Origin of the sequence: Ruminococcus flavefaciens AE3010 (genome assembly GCF_000526795.1) — a bacterium.
GTDB lineage: Bacteria > Bacillota > Clostridia > Oscillospirales > Ruminococcaceae > Ruminococcus > Ruminococcus flavefaciens_D.
In genome coordinates this window covers 2065956-2083406 of the sequence record NZ_JAGT01000001.1, presented here as the reverse complement: position 1 = coordinate 2083406, position 17451 = coordinate 2065956, and the positions used below count along the sequence as shown (strand labels likewise).

18 protein-coding genes are annotated in these 17451 nt (G+C 46.4%); 6 read left to right on the top strand and 12 right to left on the bottom strand.

Annotated elements, in window-relative coordinates:
- Positions 1-192 precede the first annotated feature (192 nt).
- Together yajC and N774_RS0108975 are read left to right on the top strand one after the other, a co-directional pair.
- Positions 193-717 (top strand): preprotein translocase subunit YajC, encoded by a 525-nt coding sequence (gene yajC / locus N774_RS18255; RefSeq protein WP_024860926.1) that lies wholly within the window; start codon positions 193-195, stop codon positions 715-717.
- A 54-nt stretch (positions 718-771) separates the two neighbouring features.
- On the top strand, positions 772-1173 hold the full coding sequence (locus N774_RS0108975; protein WP_024860925.1) for a TIGR04086 family membrane protein: 402 nt from the start codon (positions 772-774) through the stop codon (positions 1171-1173).
- On the opposite strand, the gene N774_RS18250 is transcribed toward N774_RS0108975, so the two are convergent.
- The 9 genes from N774_RS18250 to N774_RS0108925 all read right to left on the bottom strand — a co-directional run bounded on the left by N774_RS18250 (position 1167) and on the right by N774_RS0108925 (position 10567).
- Positions 1167-2804, bottom strand: coding sequence for a S1C family serine protease (locus N774_RS18250; RefSeq protein WP_051463390.1), 1638 nt, complete (start codon positions 2802-2804; stop codon positions 1167-1169). The two genes, N774_RS0108975 and N774_RS18250, sit on opposite strands and share 7 nt — an antisense overlap.
- Before the next feature lie 3 nt (positions 2805-2807).
- Complete coding sequence (locus N774_RS0108960; RefSeq protein ID WP_242836667.1) at positions 2808-4283, bottom strand: sensor histidine kinase; 1476 nt, start codon at positions 4281-4283, stop codon at positions 2808-2810.
- A 39-nt stretch (positions 4284-4322) separates the two neighbouring features.
- A complete protein-coding gene (locus tag N774_RS0108955) occupies positions 4323-5030 on the bottom strand; it encodes a response regulator transcription factor (RefSeq protein WP_024860921.1) in 708 nt (235 codons plus the stop codon).
- Positions 5031-5359: 329 nt separating this feature from the next.
- A complete protein-coding gene (locus tag N774_RS0108950) occupies positions 5360-6046 on the bottom strand; it encodes a sporulation initiation factor Spo0A C-terminal domain-containing protein (protein WP_024860920.1) in 687 nt (228 codons plus the stop codon).
- A gap of 275 nt (positions 6047-6321) precedes the next feature.
- On the bottom strand, positions 6322-6747 hold the full coding sequence (locus N774_RS0108945) for a hypothetical protein (protein ID WP_155250382.1): 426 nt from the start codon (positions 6745-6747) through the stop codon (positions 6322-6324).
- Positions 6710-6967 (bottom strand): hypothetical protein, encoded by a 258-nt coding sequence (locus N774_RS0108940; RefSeq protein WP_024860918.1) that lies wholly within the window; start codon positions 6965-6967, stop codon positions 6710-6712. The genes N774_RS0108945 and N774_RS0108940 overlap by 38 nt, the downstream gene beginning before the upstream one ends.
- Before the next feature lie 27 nt (positions 6968-6994).
- Positions 6995-7927: a TIM44-like domain-containing protein gene (locus N774_RS0108935; protein ID WP_024860917.1), complete on the bottom strand. Its 933-nt coding sequence runs from the start codon at positions 7925-7927 to the stop codon at positions 6995-6997.
- 53 nt (positions 7928-7980) lie between these two features.
- Positions 7981-9354, bottom strand: coding sequence for an O-antigen ligase family protein (locus tag N774_RS0108930; protein WP_024860916.1), 1374 nt, complete (start codon positions 9352-9354; stop codon positions 7981-7983).
- A gap of 28 nt (positions 9355-9382) precedes the next feature.
- Positions 9383-10567 (bottom strand): hypothetical protein, encoded by a 1185-nt coding sequence (locus tag N774_RS0108925; protein WP_155250381.1) that lies wholly within the window; start codon positions 10565-10567, stop codon positions 9383-9385.
- A 1019-nt stretch (positions 10568-11586) separates the two neighbouring features.
- Between N774_RS0108925 and N774_RS0108920 the strand changes: the two genes are divergently transcribed.
- Together N774_RS0108920 and N774_RS19465 are read left to right on the top strand one after the other, a co-directional pair.
- On the top strand, positions 11587-12294 hold the full coding sequence (locus N774_RS0108920; protein WP_024860914.1) for a PspA/IM30 family protein: 708 nt from the start codon (positions 11587-11589) through the stop codon (positions 12292-12294).
- 24 nt (positions 12295-12318) lie between these two features.
- The gene (locus N774_RS19465) at positions 12319-12492 is read left to right on the top strand and encodes a hypothetical protein (protein WP_196231544.1); all 174 of its coding nucleotides are present in this window, start codon (positions 12319-12321) and stop codon (positions 12490-12492) included.
- 129 nt (positions 12493-12621) lie between these two features.
- On the opposite strand, the gene groL is transcribed toward N774_RS19465, so the two are convergent.
- The 3 genes from groL to N774_RS0108900 all read right to left on the bottom strand — a co-directional run bounded on the left by groL (position 12622) and on the right by N774_RS0108900 (position 15937).
- Positions 12622-14244, bottom strand: a complete 1623-nt coding sequence (gene groL / locus N774_RS0108910) for a chaperonin GroEL (RefSeq protein WP_024860913.1) — start codon at positions 14242-14244, stop codon at positions 12622-12624.
- A gap of 154 nt (positions 14245-14398) precedes the next feature.
- Positions 14399-14671: a co-chaperone GroES gene (locus tag N774_RS0108905; RefSeq protein WP_024860912.1), complete on the bottom strand. Its 273-nt coding sequence runs from the start codon at positions 14669-14671 to the stop codon at positions 14399-14401.
- 150 nt (positions 14672-14821) lie between these two features.
- Complete coding sequence (locus N774_RS0108900) at positions 14822-15937, bottom strand: hypothetical protein (protein WP_024860911.1); 1116 nt, start codon at positions 15935-15937, stop codon at positions 14822-14824.
- Positions 15938-15995: 58 nt separating this feature from the next.
- Here N774_RS0108900 and N774_RS0108895 point away from each other — a divergent pair, with 58 nt between their 5' ends.
- Both N774_RS0108895 and N774_RS0108890 read left to right on the top strand, forming a co-directional pair.
- The gene (locus tag N774_RS0108895) at positions 15996-16313 is read left to right on the top strand and encodes a YabP/YqfC family sporulation protein (protein WP_024860910.1); all 318 of its coding nucleotides are present in this window, start codon (positions 15996-15998) and stop codon (positions 16311-16313) included.
- Entirely contained in the window at positions 16255-17421 is a 1167-nt protein-coding gene (locus tag N774_RS0108890; protein ID WP_080770468.1) for a sporulation protein YqfD, read from the top strand. Before N774_RS0108895 ends, N774_RS0108890 begins: the two co-directional genes overlap by 59 nt.
- Positions 17422-17451: the final 30 nt, after the last annotated feature.

Genomic DNA, 17451 nt, shown 5'->3' with positions numbered 1-17451 from the left:
CCACCCTGTGGGGAGTAACCCTTGACCTGACCAAAGGGAGTATACTCCCTTTGGAATCCTATTCATAGGTTATTTTTTTACGGCATAAATAAGTTTTATGGCAGATTTTTAGCCGTTGGGCTTGCTTTTTTTTAAATAACGTGTTATAATAAAAAACGTATGAAATACAAATAAAACGAATGGAGAATCATTATGAATAAGAAGATATTATCATCTCTTGCTGCCGCTGTGGCTACAGCTGCTATGGCAGGAGTTTCAGCTATGAACGCTTTCGCTGACGACGCTGCGGGCGCAGCTAACAGTCAGGGAACAGGTCAGATGAGCGCAGGTGCAAGCATGGGCGGTATGCTCATTCCTCTCGTTATCATGTTCGCACTGCTCTACTTCGTTGCTATCAGACCTCAGAAGAAGCGCGACAAGGAGCTCAAGGAAATGCAGCAGAGCCTTCAGGTAGGCGACGAGATAGTTACAGGCGGCGGAATCGTCGGCATCGTTGTAAGCGTTGGCGAGGATACAGTCGTTATCGAGACAGGCGGCGCTAAGCACAAGCTCAGAATCAAGAACTGGGCTATCACCGAGAACGTTACCGCTATGGAGCGCATGAAGGAAGCCAAGGCAGGCGGCAAGAAGACTTCAGGTCTTGAGACTGCGGCAGTTGTTGATGATACTGCCGAGGATAAGAAGTCTAAGAAAAAGAAGGAAGACGAAGAAGAATAAAATAACAGACCTCCGCATAGAATTCATAAGGATTCTATGGCGGAGGTCTTTTTTATGCGCAGACACAGAAGAAGTCTTTGGACAAACAGTGGGCTGAGCGTGGCTGCGGCGGTTCTGCTGGGACTTGGTTGTACATTGGCTGCCGCTGCTTTACTTGCGGCGCTGCTGTTTTATGTTATGAGGGATATGTCTATGGCAGGAGCATTTGCAGGCGCAGCTCTTTCATTCGGCGCTTACACGGGAGCGTACATCTACGGCAAATACCGCCGCAGAAAGGGACTTTTCGGGGGCTCGCTCTGCGGAGCTGTTATGTATATCGTCATTGCAGCTGCGGCGTTCAGTATTTCGGGAGAGATCACGGGCATAAAAAAACTCCTCCTGCTTACCGTATTCGGTGCAGCAGGGGGAGTTGCAGGTGTCAATTCAAAGCGCCCAAAGAAGCTTCGGGATCAGTAGTTGCCCGAGGTGTCCTCCATGAGCTTGAACTCAATGGTGTAATAGTCTATATTGCCGTCCTTATCCACATGAGCGCAGGCAGCGGGAACAGTGTCGCCTGCCTCGTACTGGCTGCTTATGGTGTCATAGAGCTCGTCGTAGGTGCTGACGGTCTTGCCGTTTATCTCGATGATGAAGTCGCCTGCCTTGAGCTCGGTATTGGCTATATCGCTGTCCTTGTCGATGCTGTCGATATAAACGCCCTTAAAGTCCTTGGGAAGCTCATAGCCCAGCACCTCTTCGATAGCCTTTCGCTGTGCCTCTGTGTCCATACCGCGGAGCCTGATACCTATACGGAATCTGCCTGCCACGAAGCCGTTCTTTATGAGCTCCTCAATAACGGGAGAGGCTTCATTGATGGTGATAGCAAAGCCAAGGCCCTCAAATTCTGCGCTGACGTACTTTGAAGAGGTGATACCTATTACCTGACCGTACATATTTACCAGTGCACCGCCCGAGTTTCCTGGGCTGATGTCGGCGTTGGTCTGTATGCAGTTCATCTCAAAGCCTGTGGAGTCGCTGCGTATCTTACGGTTCACAGCTGAAACGATACCGTCAGTAACGGTATTGGAGAGGTTTGCGGGGTTGCCGATAGCGATGACCTGCTCGCCTACCATAGCTTCATCGGAGTCGCCAAGGGTAGCAGGGGTGAGTCCTTTTGCGTTGATCTTGACAACGGCGATATCGGTCTTAGCGTCTCTGCCTATGATCTTTGCGTCATAGAAGTCGCCGTCATTGGTCTCAACCTTATGGTAGCCGTCAGCCTTTAAGACATGGGCATTTGTGACGATATATCCGTCCTCGTTGAGAACTATGCCCGAGCCGGTACCCTCGGTCTTTTTTGCAATATACGACGAATAATCGGCATAGGTGTATATCTTTACGATAGAGGGCTTTACCAGAGATGCAACTCCCTCGGGAGTATACTTGCCTTTTTCGTCCCTGAAGTTTTCCTCATCGTTGGCGCCCTTGGGCTTTGACTCCTTATAGAGCACCACCTGCTGGGGATTGCCTATCTTGTCCACTATCTCATCGCTCTTGACGATGTCGTGGATTATACCGAATATGGATATTCCTCCTGCTATGATCACAAGTATGAGAAACAGCGCCGCAATAGTCTTTTCACCGGTAGGACGGCTTTTCTTCTCTGATAAGCCGAAGTCGTCCGTGTTGTTCTGTCTGCGGTCAAGCTCCTCGAAACCAATGGGCTCATACATAAAGCGGTCGTAAACGGGACGTTTGGGCTGCTGCTGGTTGTAGCCGCTGTTATTATAGCCCTGCTGACCGAAGCTGTTCTGACTGTTATTATTGTACTGACCGTAGTTATTTTGACTTGGACGGCTGTAATTACTGCGGGGCTGAGCATAGCCGCCTGACTGATCATAGCCGCTTGGCTGCCCGTAGCCGCTGTTCTGAGAATAGTTATTCTGAGTCGGCGGCGGAGGCGTCGGACTGCCGAACCTGTCAGGCTCATTTATTCCCTGCATACCGCCGAAGCTTCTCTCCTCAGAGGGCTTTTCATGCTTGGGGACATAGGGCTGCTGATAATTGCTCCCATAGGGAGAATTATTGTAGTTGTTGTTTTCGTCCATTGTTTATCCTTTCCTTTTGGGCTGCTTCTCGGGCAGCTGAATGAGAAACTCGGTATACTCTCCGTACACGCTCTTAACAACGATATGACCGTGGTGGAGATGAACTATCTTTCTTGATATGGCAAGACCGAGACCGAGTCCTGTTGTATCCTTGCCGCGTGACGAGTCTGTCTTGTAGAAGCGGTCGAATACCTGAGTTATCTCGGTATTTTTCAGGCCCTCGCCCGTGTTCTTTATGCCGATGGTACACATACCCGTTACTGAACGCTCAAAGCGGAACGAGAGTATACCGCCGTCGTTTACGAACTTAACGGCATTCTCCACCAGGTTATATACTACCTGCTGGATAAGGTCGGCGTCAACCTCGCAGGTCATGCGGTCGCTTCCAAGACCCTCTACCTCAAGGTGCTTGTCCTCTATCTTTTTCTCAAACATGAGAACGGTCTGTATTACTATCTCTGTAAGGTTAACGTCGCGGAAATTCGGACGGAGCGTACCTGTTTCAAAACGTGACATATTGAGCATTGAGGAAATAAGGATCCTCAGACGCTTTATCTCCTTTGAGACAAGTACAAGGTACTCATTCTGTTTTGTCTTGGGGATAGTACCGTCAAGTATACCGTCTACGAAGCCGCCTATGGTGGTGATAGGAGTTCTCAGCTCATGGGATACATTGGCAATAAAGGTCTTGCTGGTCTCTTCACTTTTGGCGACGTCCGCAGCGACAGCGTTTACGTAGTCTGCTATCTCGGGAGTGGTATAGGGTACATCAGTGGGTATCTTTTCCGAGAAATCTCGCCTTGCATACTGTTCACTGATACGTTTGAATTCGTTCTCGTAATTTGAAAGCTTTTTGAATTTATGCCTGATGACGAAAAGCTGAATGAGTATGCTCAGAGCGCATATCAGCGAGTATATAATGGTTATCTTTACGGAAAATGAATTGATATCGTCGGATTTGGTATAGAATTTGGCAAACATTCTGGTAGGCACAAGGTCGTTTTCCGCCTTCAGGAAGAAGCATGTGCCGTAGAGCATATATGGCTCGTCAGCGGAGATATTCTTCGTTTCAAGGTTGAGAAAATCCTTGCTGCTGAGTCTTTCAAGCTCAGCTTCGGATATTTTCGAGCTGTTCTTGACTACTTTTTTGGGTTCTTCGTTGTAGTCGGCGTCAGAGAGGACGCAGTTGCCGTTTTCGTCGTAAATATATATCATCAGGTGGTATTCACGGGAGAATACCTCATGAAGTCTTTTTATATTGGCAGAACGTGTATCGCGGGTCTCTGCGAAGTCCTTTTGCATGGATTTTGTGAAAAGGTCGCCTATGGACTGTAAGTCGCGGAGCTTTGACGTTTTATACAAGGAAGAGCTGACAGTTATTGCCGCAATACCTATGAGGATATTTACTGACAGCATTATGAGAACGAGAAATATAAAGAGCTTATCGTATGAGCTTTTTTTGCTTTTCAAGGGTATCACCTCTATACAAAACAAGGGGACAGACGTCCCCTTGAAGAATTATTCCTCTTCCTCTGCTTCAAATTTATAGCCAACGCCCCATACTGTCTTGAGAGTCCACTTTTCGGAGATGCCCTCAAGCTTTTCACGGAGACGCTTGATATGAACGTCGATGGTTCTTGAGTCGCCGTAGTACTCAAAGCCCCATACCTCGTCAAGAAGCTGGTCACGGGTATAAACCCTGTTCGGATTTGATGCAAGGTAATAGAGAAGCTCCAGCTCCTTAGGCGGAGTATCGATATTCTTGCCGTTTACCTTGAGCTCATAGCTGTCCATATTTACAGAGAGCTTGTCATAGTGTACTTCCTTCTGCTCGGGCTCAGCCATGCCTGTACCCACGCGGCGTGTAACTGCGTTGATACGCGCAATGACCTCCTTTGCGTCGAAGGGCTTTACGATATAGTCATCAGCACCCAGTTCGAGACCGATAACCTTGTCGATAGTCTCGCCCTTTGCTGTAATCATTATGATCGGAACGTTTGAGATCTTTCTGATCTCACGGCACACCTGCCAGCCGTCCTTGCCGGGCAGCATGATATCAAGGAGCACCATATCAGGGCTCAGAGCCTTGAATTTTACAACAGCGTCGTCGCCGTCATGACAAAGAAGGACACTGTAGCCGTCCTTTTCGAGGTAAAGTCTGAGGAGGTCGCAGATGTTCTTATCATCGTCAACTATTAAGACCTTTGGATTTTTTTCGTTAGCCATGTGTTAATACCTTCCTTCCGTATAAAACATATACTTCCCCTTATTTGCGCCTTTCGCAAAGAAAGTATTTAATTGTGCTCCGTCCTTTCGGATAATGCTTCCACGCGAAATATGAATACTGCATCTGAAAGACCTGCGGGAACAAAAGGGGATCATGTCTTTCAGCATTATTCCTTCCCCCACGCGCTTAATCTTCTTGAAAACATCATGTCGGAGCTTTGAAATGTATTAAATTTATTATAACTCAGTTTTACCAAAATGTCAATCAAAAATAACCATTTTTTGAATATGTGAGATAATTTTTGACAAATTCACAAATGCGGAGCTGTTTATTTGTCGGGTTGACGAAAAAATGCGTCACAAACGGCACAAATGAGCTCGGTATTTGTGGGCTTTTGGGTAAATCTGCGGTCGGTCAGACGTGACAGAGCACCGCTGACGGCTGCATTTGCACCGAGACTGCGGAGGGAGCGTTCCACAGCGGCGGCGGTGGTGTGAAAGGCTTCTGCCGTTTCCTCATAGATACCGCTCATGCCGCCCCATATCCTTTCGGGAGCATTTATGCACAGCTCGCATACTTTAGCCAGACAGCAGAAGCCGCCCAGCTGTCTCGGAAAGCCTGCTTCTTCAAGGAATACCTCTATTTGCGGCAGGAGCTCAGGGGGAGCGTCAATGCGCATCATGACCATGCGGCAAAGGCTGCTGACAGAGAATGGCATACGGAAGCAGTATAACGCACCTGCGCTGAGAAAGCTTCTGCGGACGCTTGTCAGAGAAGTGTAAAGTCCCGCGAATACTGATACTCCCTTGCTGTGGGCGGAGCCTATGAAGCCGAGAAGCTTCTCGTCGGGGCGGTATGCGAACAGTATTATGCCATTGTATCCGCCGCTGCCGAGCTTTTCAGCCATGACCGAGAGACTGCCGCGGCAGCATTCCGAGGGTATACCCATATTTATCAGTCTGTGAGCGAGAAGTCTGCCCAGAGCGGCGGTATCGTCGCAGATAAGAAGCTTCATATTTATCCCCCCTAACAATAAGGCTCCCGAGATATTTCGGAAGCCTAAGATTTAAAAAACTTCGATTTTATCAAGGGACGCCTTCACTTGCAAGGCGTCCCCTCTTTCAAAACAGTCCACCGGACTGTTTTGAAATTCACCCCTTGCGAAGCGCCTGACGTATGTTGGGCTTTGCCCAAGCCCACCAGAGGCGCTGCCTCTGGACTCCGCCAAAGGGAGTATACTCCCTTTGGGATCCCATTATTAGTTAGAACAGACTTTTCGGCAATCTGTGCTTATTTTGTCTTTTGCGAAAGTGCGGTTATATTGTCAATAGCCCAGTCAAATGTATCTGTGGTTATTACAGAGCCGCAGAACGGACACTCGGCTGTCTGGTTCACGTCTACATGAGCGCCGCAGTGAGGACAGGTCTGGGGCGTGACTCCCGCGGAGATCTTGGTCTTTACGCCTGTAGTTCTTGTCAGCGTCCATTCATAGGTCATGAACTTTTCGCTGACCTCGCTGCCGCTGACTATAGCGCCCGTAGCGTCGTCCTCGGGCTCGGGCTCTTTTTTCTTCTTAGGCTTGCGGTGATAGTCGATAGTTCTCTTGATAGAGTCCTTCAGCGATGAAAGGGCAACTCCCACGATTATGACGATTATTGCCGCCAGTATAGCCAGAACTTCATCTCGCTTTTGAGCTGCACATGGTACAGCCGTCACAGCTGAACCAGCTGCTGTCGTCGCTGCTATCGGAATTGCTGCCTGTATACTGGGCAGAGGTAGGCTTTTCTTCTTCCACCTGCCAGTTGCTGTCATAGCTGAAATCCTCGTCACCTGCATAATTGCCGAAATCCTTTTCGGTGGCGTATGCGTTTACAGGCATTACAAGGAGGCTGACTATCATTATCAGCAGCGGTATTAAACATTTTAGCCTTTTCATATTATGTTCCCCGAAGAAAAACAAGCTTTATCTTGTCTGCTGTGAAATTGCTCTGATGTTTGTCACTACCCAGTCGAAGGTATCTGTTGTGAGTACAGACTGGCAGTATTCGCATACGGTAGAGTGATTTATATCAACATGAGCGCCGCAGTACGGACAGGTCTGTGAGGTAGTACCTGTTGAGCGTGAGGTTACAACACCTGTTGTACGAGCCATGGTCCATTCATAGGTCATGAACTTCTCCTTGGTCTTGCTTCCGCGTATTACCTTGCCTGTGCGGTCGTCCACAACATAGTCGACTATTCGGGTATTGAGCTTGGCTATCATTATATCGTAGCCGTTTTCCTGCTTCCAGCCAAGAAGCTCTACTCCGAGAACTGCTATACGTTCAACGAAATTGGTCTCAAAATTCTTGCGGTGAGCGTCAAGCTGCCTGTCCATCTGAGCAAACATGGCGTCGGACAGATAGGGGCGAAGCTCGGTGATGTTCTTTGCCTGCCAGTCGTTCTGGAAGCGCACATAGAGGTTTGCCAGCTTTTCCTTGAACTCTGTAGGCGAGAAGGTAGGATCAACTCCCGAATACGAAGCCACGCTCTTGAGAGAAGCTGTTGGAGTTGGCTGTATGTGAGGAGTATTTACTGGTCTGTTATGTGTGCTTTTGCCTGATTTCAGCAGAGCAGGACCGATTATGAGTATAAGGAATATGAGAATGAATATCCAGTCACCGTCGGAGCTTGAACTGCCGCTGTAGCTGCCTCCGCTGTAAGAGTAATCATCGTCGTCCCAGCTGCTTCCCCAGTCGCTGCCGCCGCTGTCCCAGCTGTCACCGCTGTCCCAGCCGCCGCCAAAGTCGGAATCGCCCGAGAAATCACCGAAGTCCAGACCTCTTGCACGGACAGGCACGATAACGAGTCCCAGTATCAGTGCGATCAAAGGTATGAGTTTAAAGAATTTTTTCATAATATGTTCCCCCTATATCATGATAATAAGATGCGAGAATACCTGTGAAAAGGTCATTTCTTTGCCGAAACGGTCTTGTTCTTTCTGGAATATCCGAAGTAATGCTGGTTCTTCTGAGTAAGGCACATTCCTATGGTGATCCAGAAATACGGAACAACATTTACAATGCTGCTGTTGAAAAATGCCTGTGCAGCATAACCGAAAAACATACCAAGCAATATCCAGTTTATGAAGCGTTCCTCGCTGTCATCGTTATGTATGACGTTCCTTACAGCAGTTTTTGCTGCATATACGAGCAGTGTCATGTATGTTATGAATTGAAATACTCCCTGAGTTACAAGGTAGTGAAGATATTCGTTATGGCCTTTGCCCTGTGTAAAGGTATCATGATAATCAGGATCTTTATAGAAGACGTCTCTGTAATTATCAAGCCCTATTCCGAATGCCCAGTATTTAGGGACAGCTTTTAAGCCCTGCTTCCAGATAACAACTCTGCGTGAACCTAATTTATCAATATCAGAATTCAATTCATTTGAGGTGAGCTCAATCTTCCAAGTTATCCTTTCAAATACCAATATGCATGTAGCTATCACGGCTGCCATTCCTGCCATAAGCAATAAAAAGCGTTTCAGAATGCTGCTGAGCTTCTTTTTATCATAGCCCATATGTTTCATTACCATCATTGAAAATATCATAAAGACAATGAATCCGAATGTGCCGACCCATGCCAGTCTTGCTTCTGCCGAGATCAGAGTGTAAAAACAGAACATGGAAAGGATATACATACTGTTTCTGATAAATTTATTTGCTGTATAAAGGTATATACCTGCCGTGCAGGCAAACATAAGTACGCTTAATCCGCCGTACCAGTTTGAATGCTGTATCAGACCATAGCTTATATTCTGTGCAGTTATATAACCATCATCATAATAACAATCGATCAAATGTATACCAAATGTCTGCATAGCTGCAACAGTGACCTGAATAAGAGTTACGATAACAAAAACAACAAGGATATTTTTTCTGAGCTGCTTTTGCTTTATCATTGTACCTGCCAGCATTAAACTGAAATAGCCCATAAAATTAGATAGCCATTCATCATAATCAAATCCGAACCATGTGGCATTCTTGTTCTGAGTGAACAAAGCTGACAACAGAGCAAAAGCAAACAGTAACAGATACAGAAGATCTGAAAGGTAATATTTTATGTCTTGATGCTTCAGAAAATGTACTATAAATGCAAAGATTCCGATATATCCTGCGATTTGTATGATTATCGGCTGACTAGCAAAAGGATGAGAATGATTTTCATCCAGTATTTCTGTAACAGGGAGAGAGAGCATTACAAGAATGATATAGTAGAAGAAGAATTTTTCTGATGTAATAAGCTCAAAAAAATCCGAAAGCCTTTTTTTGACTTCATTCATTTGTTTTATTCAGATCCTTTCATACGTTTTATAAAATGGAATACTCCTTACCATAAAGCTTTTTATAGGTCTCATCTGTGCATAAAACATATAGCTCTATCGTTTCGATTTTATTTTTATAAACCATGGAGCTGTTTTCTGAAAAAGCAACAGCTGTGTATTTGTTTTTTAAATCAAGTTTATTCCGTATATCTATCCATTGAGCAGGTGCTTCACAAATTATAAAATCAGGTTCGGCTTCTGCTTTTATTGCTTCAACTTCATGCTTTATTTCGTCATTGGAGTGGGTAATATGCGTTAGAAAAGCATATTCGTCAAAAGGTGCATAATAAAAGACATTTTCAAAATATGCATTTGCAGATATACAAGTGCCTGATACAGTTTGATCCCACGCAGCTAAAAAACACTTTTCTGACAGATCGTGTTCTTTTATCCATTCGGCAAAATCTCTTCCCGGAAAGTATTTGCCTTTTATATCGGAGTAATAGCAGAAACCGCTCCAATACAGATTAACAGCAGTGAAAACAGCAGCTGCGCCAACGGCGATTTTTTTTGTAAGGCTTGGTGATATGCCGATTTTTTTCAGCTTTTCGCCGAATTCGCTTATTTCAACAGCTTCCTTATCGGAAGCGGTCCATAGTATGAACAAGGAGAAATAAAGGAATATACAATAATGACGCGGCATTGCATAGACAGAAGTCAGGAACGCAATGCAGCAAAACGGAACAAACAATTCACAAAGCATTTTTCGCTTTTTACAAACAGCGAAAAGGCATATCCAGATGACGGATGATATCAGAGCTGCACTTAAAACCTCATATAAAGGATTTATTTCACTTTGCATCAGCTCAACATTGGAAGAAAATGATGTGAACAGAGTTTCAGACGGAATAAAAAAAAAGCTTAACAGATAGCAAATGAAATAGCTGTAGTGTTTTTCTTTTTGAAGTGCATAGGCATCATTTCTCGGTATTATATCGATCATCAGAAAAACTGCAAATGCAAGCAGAACGGTGTAGAACACTAAAAGCTTTTTATTATTTGCAATTCGCAACACGCATTTTTTTATGCTGTGTTCGTGTACAGCGTCACTTATAAGGTCTGCAATAACTATGCCGCCTGCAAACGCGATACCATAGGAGTGCAGTGCGCACATCAGCATGAGTGACAGACAATATCTTACAGGCTTGTTATAACGGTCTTTATAGAACATTGCTGTAAGGAGAACAGCAAGCATCAGCAGCATATACGGACGTGAAATCACACTGTTCTGATAAAGCATGTAGTAGCTCAACGGAATGATAGTTTTTGTTATCCTGCTGAACGGTGAGCGGAATTCGATAATAAAAAGTACAGCCTCAAAGAAAATGAAGTTGACTGACTTGAGCGCCGTTTCATATGGCAGCCCGAGCATTATGGTAAACTTCAGGATAATATGCCAAAGGGGAGGGTGACCCTCATAATGAGTCCAGAAAAACAGTATATCATGCCATGAAGCATCTCTTGCAATGAGGTATGCCTGAGCTTCATCGAACCACGGTTCGTGGAAATACAGCCCGACAACGACTAATGCAGATATGACGGCTATAAAAGCGAGTGATATAACCGATTCCTTGATTTTTAGTGATTTGTCCATTTTTTTACCTTTCTGAATGTATTGCCTTTTCAGAAAAACCAAATTTGATATATGAGAATCATATACCCATTACATTATATCATACCCGTATTATTTTGTCAAATTATTTGTAAAATGTTTTGCGTTAATTGAAGCGGTTTGTGCTGAGTATACATTGATAATTCGACGTATTAACGCTGAAAAAGAGCTTTTGTACACAGAAGCATAGAATTTTGCACAGTTTATTTGTATAGCTTTTTCACTAAAAAATATTGACAAATCAATGAATTCAAGTTAAAATAGTAGTCGGGGATCATTTTTTGAAAGGGCAGCTTTCCGTGATATCTGAAAATGATATGACAGGCATTGAAGCACATACCTTTGATAAAAGGAAATAATTACCTGATCTCCTTGAAAAATTTCCCGGTATTAACGAATAAGAAAAAAACGGGGAATAATTTTGTAATAATGCGTTCACAGATATTGCTGATAAATGAAAATCAGATGAAATCAATACCCTTTTTATTGACAAGTAAATCATTATACCATATAATGGTCTTGTGACACAAGGGGTGTGTCCATGAAGCATTCTTACATGAAACAGGAGGATTATAATTATGGGAATTTTTGCAAGATTAAGTGACCTTCTCAAGTCAAACGTAAACGACCTTATCGACAGAGCAGAAGATCCTGAGAAGATGGTCAAGCAGGTCATCATCGATATGCAGACCGAGCTCACAAAGGCTACTCAGAACTACGGCAAGGCTAAGGCAAGCGAGCGCCTTGCTGAGAAGAAGTACCTTGAGGCTGAAAAGATATCTGCTGACTGGGAGTCCAAGGCTAAGGCAGCTCTCGCAAGAGGCGATCAGGATCTGGCTAAGCAGGCTCTCGCAAGAAAGGTCAAGGCTGACGAGGACGTTACTAATTATAAGGAGATGTATGAGTCAATCTCAGATCAGACCGAGGCTATCGGCGATCAGGTAGAGGTGCTCAAGTCAAAGCTTGAAGAGGCTAAGAGCCGTCAGGCAATGCTCATCGCACGTTCACAGATGGCTGATACAAAGAAGAATCTGGCTAAGGCTGCGGGCGGCTTCTCAGGCAACTCGTCTTTTGAGACCTTCCAGAGAATGGAGGATAAGATCGAGCGCAAGGAAGCTGAGGCTGACGCATTCTCCGAGATCGCAGGCGACGCTCTTTCGGGCGGAAGCGGCGATGACCTCAGAGATTCATTTGCACAGATCGAGTCTGACGCCAAGGTAGACGCAGAGCTCCAGAGACTTATGGCTGAGATGAACGGCGGAGCTGCTTCTCAGGACGCAGAATAAAATAAACGTAAAGGACTAAACAATATGAGCCGCAAGAATAAAGAAGAATATTCCGCAAAAAGAACTTTCAGGGATTCGCTGCCTGTTACAGGTGCGATATGCCTTGTTCTCGTATCAGCATCATACTTACTATTACGCAGCAGAAGCAACAAGCTCTACTATGAGAGATGGAAGGAATATGAGGATTGCGGTATCTGAATAATACACAAAAGCTCCGAAGCTTTATGCTTCGGAGCTTTTTGCAGCGTGACGTCGAGGACGCCGTTCCCTACACAAAAAAAGGCGAACCCGATTCAGGTTCGCCTTTAATTATGCATTATGCATTAATTAATACATACCGCCTGCGGGCATTGCAGGAGCAGCAGGTGTGTCCTCCTTGATATCAGCTACAAGGCTCTCTGTTGTAAGAACCATTGAAGCTACAGAAGCTGCGTTCTGGAGTGCGCTTCTTGTTACCTTTGTAGGATCAACGATACCTGCGGGTATCATGTCTGTGTAAACCTCGTTGTAAGCGTCGAAGCCGTAGCCAACCTTACGTGAGCGAATGATCTTGTCAACGATAACGCTGCCCTCAAGACCTGCGTTCTCAGCAATCTGACGTACAGGAGCTTCAAGTGCCTTGAGGATTATCTTAGCACCTGTCTTCTCGTCGCCCTCAAGTGTGGGAACAAGCTTGTTTACAGCGGGCATTGCGTTTACGAATGCTGTACCGCCGCCTGCTACGATACCCTCTTCAACAGCTGCCTTTGTAGCTGCAAGAGCGTCCTCGATACGGAGCTTCTTTTCCTTCATCTCGATCTCTGTAGCTGCGCCGACCTTGATAACTGCAACGCCGCCTGCAAGCTTAGCAAGTCTCTCCTGAAGCTTCTCGCGGTCGAAATCAGATGTTGTAGTCTCGATAGCTGCACGGATCTGGTGAACTCTTGACTCGATAGCCTTCTTATCGCCTGCACCGTCAACAATGATAGTGTTCTCCTTCTGGATAACTACCTGCTTAGCCTGACCGAGCTGCTGGATTGTTGTCTCGCTGAGTTCAAGACCGAGCTCAGAAGAAATTACCTCGCCGCCTGTGAGAACTGCGATATCCTTGAGCATTTCCTTACGTCTGTCGCCAAAGCCTGGAGCCTTAACAGCTGCAACCTTGAATGTGCCTCTGAGGTTGTTGAGGATAATTGTTGTGAGAGCCTCGCCCTCAACGTCCTCAGCAACGATAACAAGCTTCTTGCCCATCTTTACGATCTGCTCGAGAAGTGGGAGTATCTCCTGGATAGAAGATATCTTCTTGTCTGTGATAAGAATGAAAGCGTCGTCGTAAACAGCTTCCATCTTGTCTGTATCTGTAACCATGTAAGGTGAGATGTAGCCTCTGTCGAACTGCATACCCTCAACTACCTCGCTGTAGGTCTCAGCAGTCTTGCCTTCCTCGATAGTGATAACGCCGTCAGCTGTAACCTTTTCCATAGCCTCAGCGATGAGCTTACCAACGTTCTCATCAGCAGAAGAAACTGTACCTACCTTAGCGATATCCTCTGTACCCTGTACAGCCTTTGAGTTCTCAACGATAGCCTTTACAGCCACGTCAACAGCCTTAGCGATACCCTTCTTGAGAACCATTGGGTTTGCGCCTGCTGCGATGTTCTTCATACCCTCACGAACGATAGTCTGAGCGAGGAGAGTAGCTGTTGTAGTACCGTCGCCTGCTGCGTCGTTGGTCTTTGTAGCAACTTCCTTAACGAGCTGAGCGCCCATGTTCTCGAAAGCGTCCTCGAGCTCGATGTCCTTAGCGATAGTAACGCCGTCGTTTGTGATAAGGGGAGCGCCGAACTTCTTATCGAGAACTACGTTTCTGCCCTTTGGTCCCATTGTTATTCTTACAGTATCAGCAAGCTTGTCGATACCTGCCTGAAGAGCCTTTCTTGCGTCTTCGCCGTACTTTATATCCTTAGCCATTGTAAAAAACTCCTTTATAATATAGTTTAGAATTGAGAGTTAAGAGTTGAGAGTTGCGGTGTCCCCTTACGGGGACAAATCTAAAAGTCTTTTTAATTGATCGGCGTAAGCCAATACATTAACTTTCAACTCTCCACTCTCAACTCATTATGCATTACTTAACTGTTGCGAGAATGTCTTCCATTTTAACGATGATGAACTCTTCGCCCTCGAGCTTTACATTAGTGCCCGAATACTTGGAAATGAGCACCTTGTCGCCCTTCTTAACTTCCATTTTAACGTCAGAGGTTCCCGGACCTACCTCAACGACCTCAGCTACCTCAGGCTTTTCCTTTGCCGAGCCCGAAAGAATGATACCGCTCTTTGTGGTCTCCTCAGCCTCGACCATTTTAACTACAACTCTGTCCTGTAATGGTTTGATAGTCATGATATATACCTCCTAAAAATTAATAAGCAATTCAAGTTTAGCACTCTTTATCTTTGAGTGCTAATTATATTTTACCACCTTTTTGCAATAAATCAAGCCTTTTCTGCAAGCTTTCACAATTTTTGGCACTATATACAAATAATTCAACTTTCAGCAGCTTTTTGTGTGCTGTAAGCTGCTTTTGCCGCCAAATTCCAATATCAGCATAACTGTCATTATTATAAGCATTACCGACGGCACAGGGGAGCTGTTCCCTGCGCTGCTTATCCGCGGCAACATGACTTCTGTAACTTCTCCCGTCATAAAAAAGGGCATTATGAGCCTGCATATGAAGAAGCTCAGCACCGCCGCTGCGCTCCTCATTATTATAAAGGGCTTCAGGGACAGCTTCCCTGCGGTCAGCACGGCTATCTGGAATATTACGCATACTCCGCCGAATGCGGTCAGGGCACTTATGTAAGGCAGCAGCAGCCAGTCGCCGCATGGAAATTTGCTGATATTCGTCACATCTAACAGTGCGGCGACTGTTGCCTCGCCGCTTATGCGGTCGAGGCAGGGGAGCTTCCCAAGAAGCTCCCCTGCTGCTGCCGTGGCGCCCGTTCGGGCGAATGCCGCGTTCGCAGCTGCAAACGCGGCTATCATAATGCATATATCCCCCATGGCTCTGCCGCTGCGCAATACGCAGTCAGTGAGCATATCCGCGGATATGCTCACACTGCGGGGGCTGCGGCCTGACGCAGCGGTCCTGCGCAGCGGCACCGACATTATAAGAGCGAGGATAATATTTGCGGAGACCGTAGATACAAGTATTACCAGTCCCGCATTCCGCGACGAGTAGAGCTGCCGCGATATGCAGCCGAATATAAATGCAGGACCTGCTCCGAAGCACAGTCCCGAAAGGAGCTCCGCTCGCTTCTTTGTGAGCCTGCCTGCTGCGACCTCCCCGCAGAGCATTTTCACTCCCACGGGATAGCCTGCTATCATGCCGAATGTGAATATGGGAAAAATGCTCCCCTCCATGCCGAAAACAAGCCTGCTGAGCTTCTCAAGCCGCTTGGGCAAACAAGTAAGCATACCGCTCCTCGTTATCAGCGACGACACTATCATCATTGCAAACAGGGACGGTATAACTATATCTATGCACCGCTGTATGCTCTCCTCCACAGCCTCCGCAGCTGCTCCAACATCGGTAAGAAAGTACAGAAAGGCAGCCGACAGCGCCGCTATTTTCGCGGCTTTTATGGCTTTTTCGGCATATTTCTTCATAATCATCACCCCATAAATCATATTATTGGGAATGAAAAAATATACGGGAGTGAAGCTTATGTTTGAATGGCTTGCAGAGCTGACACGGGAAACGCTCTATCTGAATACGAGCATACATATATCGGGAAACAACGAGCTCATCATTGACAACTGCCAGAGAATAGAGGAGTACAACGAGGTGTTCATGAGGCTGCTGTCGGGAGGACTTTTCATAAATATCCGTGGGAACGGTCTGAGAGCCTACGACTTCCGTACAGGCGGACTTGTTATCCGCGGCTGCATCGAGAATATAGAATTCACAGAAAGGAGCAGACGCCATGAGCCTGAGAATGAGGAGAAGCATAAGGATAAACGCACAGGGGAAGCAGCTGAATAAGTTCATCAACGCCATACATCAGCATAGGATAGACTGCCGCGGACAGTACTGCCGCAGCGAGGTCTTTTACTGCGACATATACCGCCGCGACTTAAAGGAGCTCCATGATATAGCCGAGAAATACGGCATAGAGCTGAAAGCTGCCGAGTACGACAGCCTTTTTGCACGGCTGTTCCGCTACCGCCGACGCCTTGGCATCATCATCGGCATATTGCTTGTGCTTACAGCTGCTCTTTACTTTTCACAGGTGGTGGTGACTATCGAGATTGAGGGAAACTCTGCCGTCAGCGATGAGGTCATACTCGCAGCCCTCGATGAGCTTGACATAAAGGCGGGAACGCCCATTTGCAGGATAAATATCCCCTACTGCGAGAACAGACTCCGCCTTATGATAGATGACGTGGCATGGGCAGGCATACGCCATACGGGAAGCCGCTTGGTGGTGCAGGTAACCGAGGTAAGACAAGTCCCCGAAATGCTCCGCGACCGCGTCCCCTGCAATATAGTTGCCAGCCGAGACGCTGAGATAAGCTCCGTGCTTGTGCGCAGCGGACAGCTCTGCCATATCGTGGGAGACTACGTCCCCAAGGGGACTATCCTTATCAGCGGAGTTGCCGAAAACGAAGCAGGCAGGAGCTTCATCCACCACGCCATGGGAGATATCCGCGGTATCTATGAGGAAAATATCAGCTTCTCCGCACCGTTCCGCTCCGAGGAGATATCTCCCACAGGCAGGAGCGACACTCAGCGCAGTCTGCGGCTTTTCAGTCTGGATATACCCTTGTATTTCGGGAACAGCGGCTACAAAAGCAGTACCTCGGAGACAAAAGAGAAAAACGCAGTCATTTTCGGGCATGAGCTGCCTCTCGGAATAAAAACAAAAACGCTCTCGGAAACAGTTCTCACCGAAAAGGAGTACACCGAGGAGGAGCTTACCGCAAAGCTAATGGAGCGCGTCTACCTCTACGAGAACAACTTTCTCGGCGAGGGCACGGATATACTCAGCCGAAGCATGACCACGGAAAAGTCTGCTGACACTCTCACACTATCCGTTAACTACAGACTGGAGGGAAGTATCTGCGAACAAAGGGATATCTTTATAAAATGAACCTCCAAGCCTTGACATTAACGGTGTTTT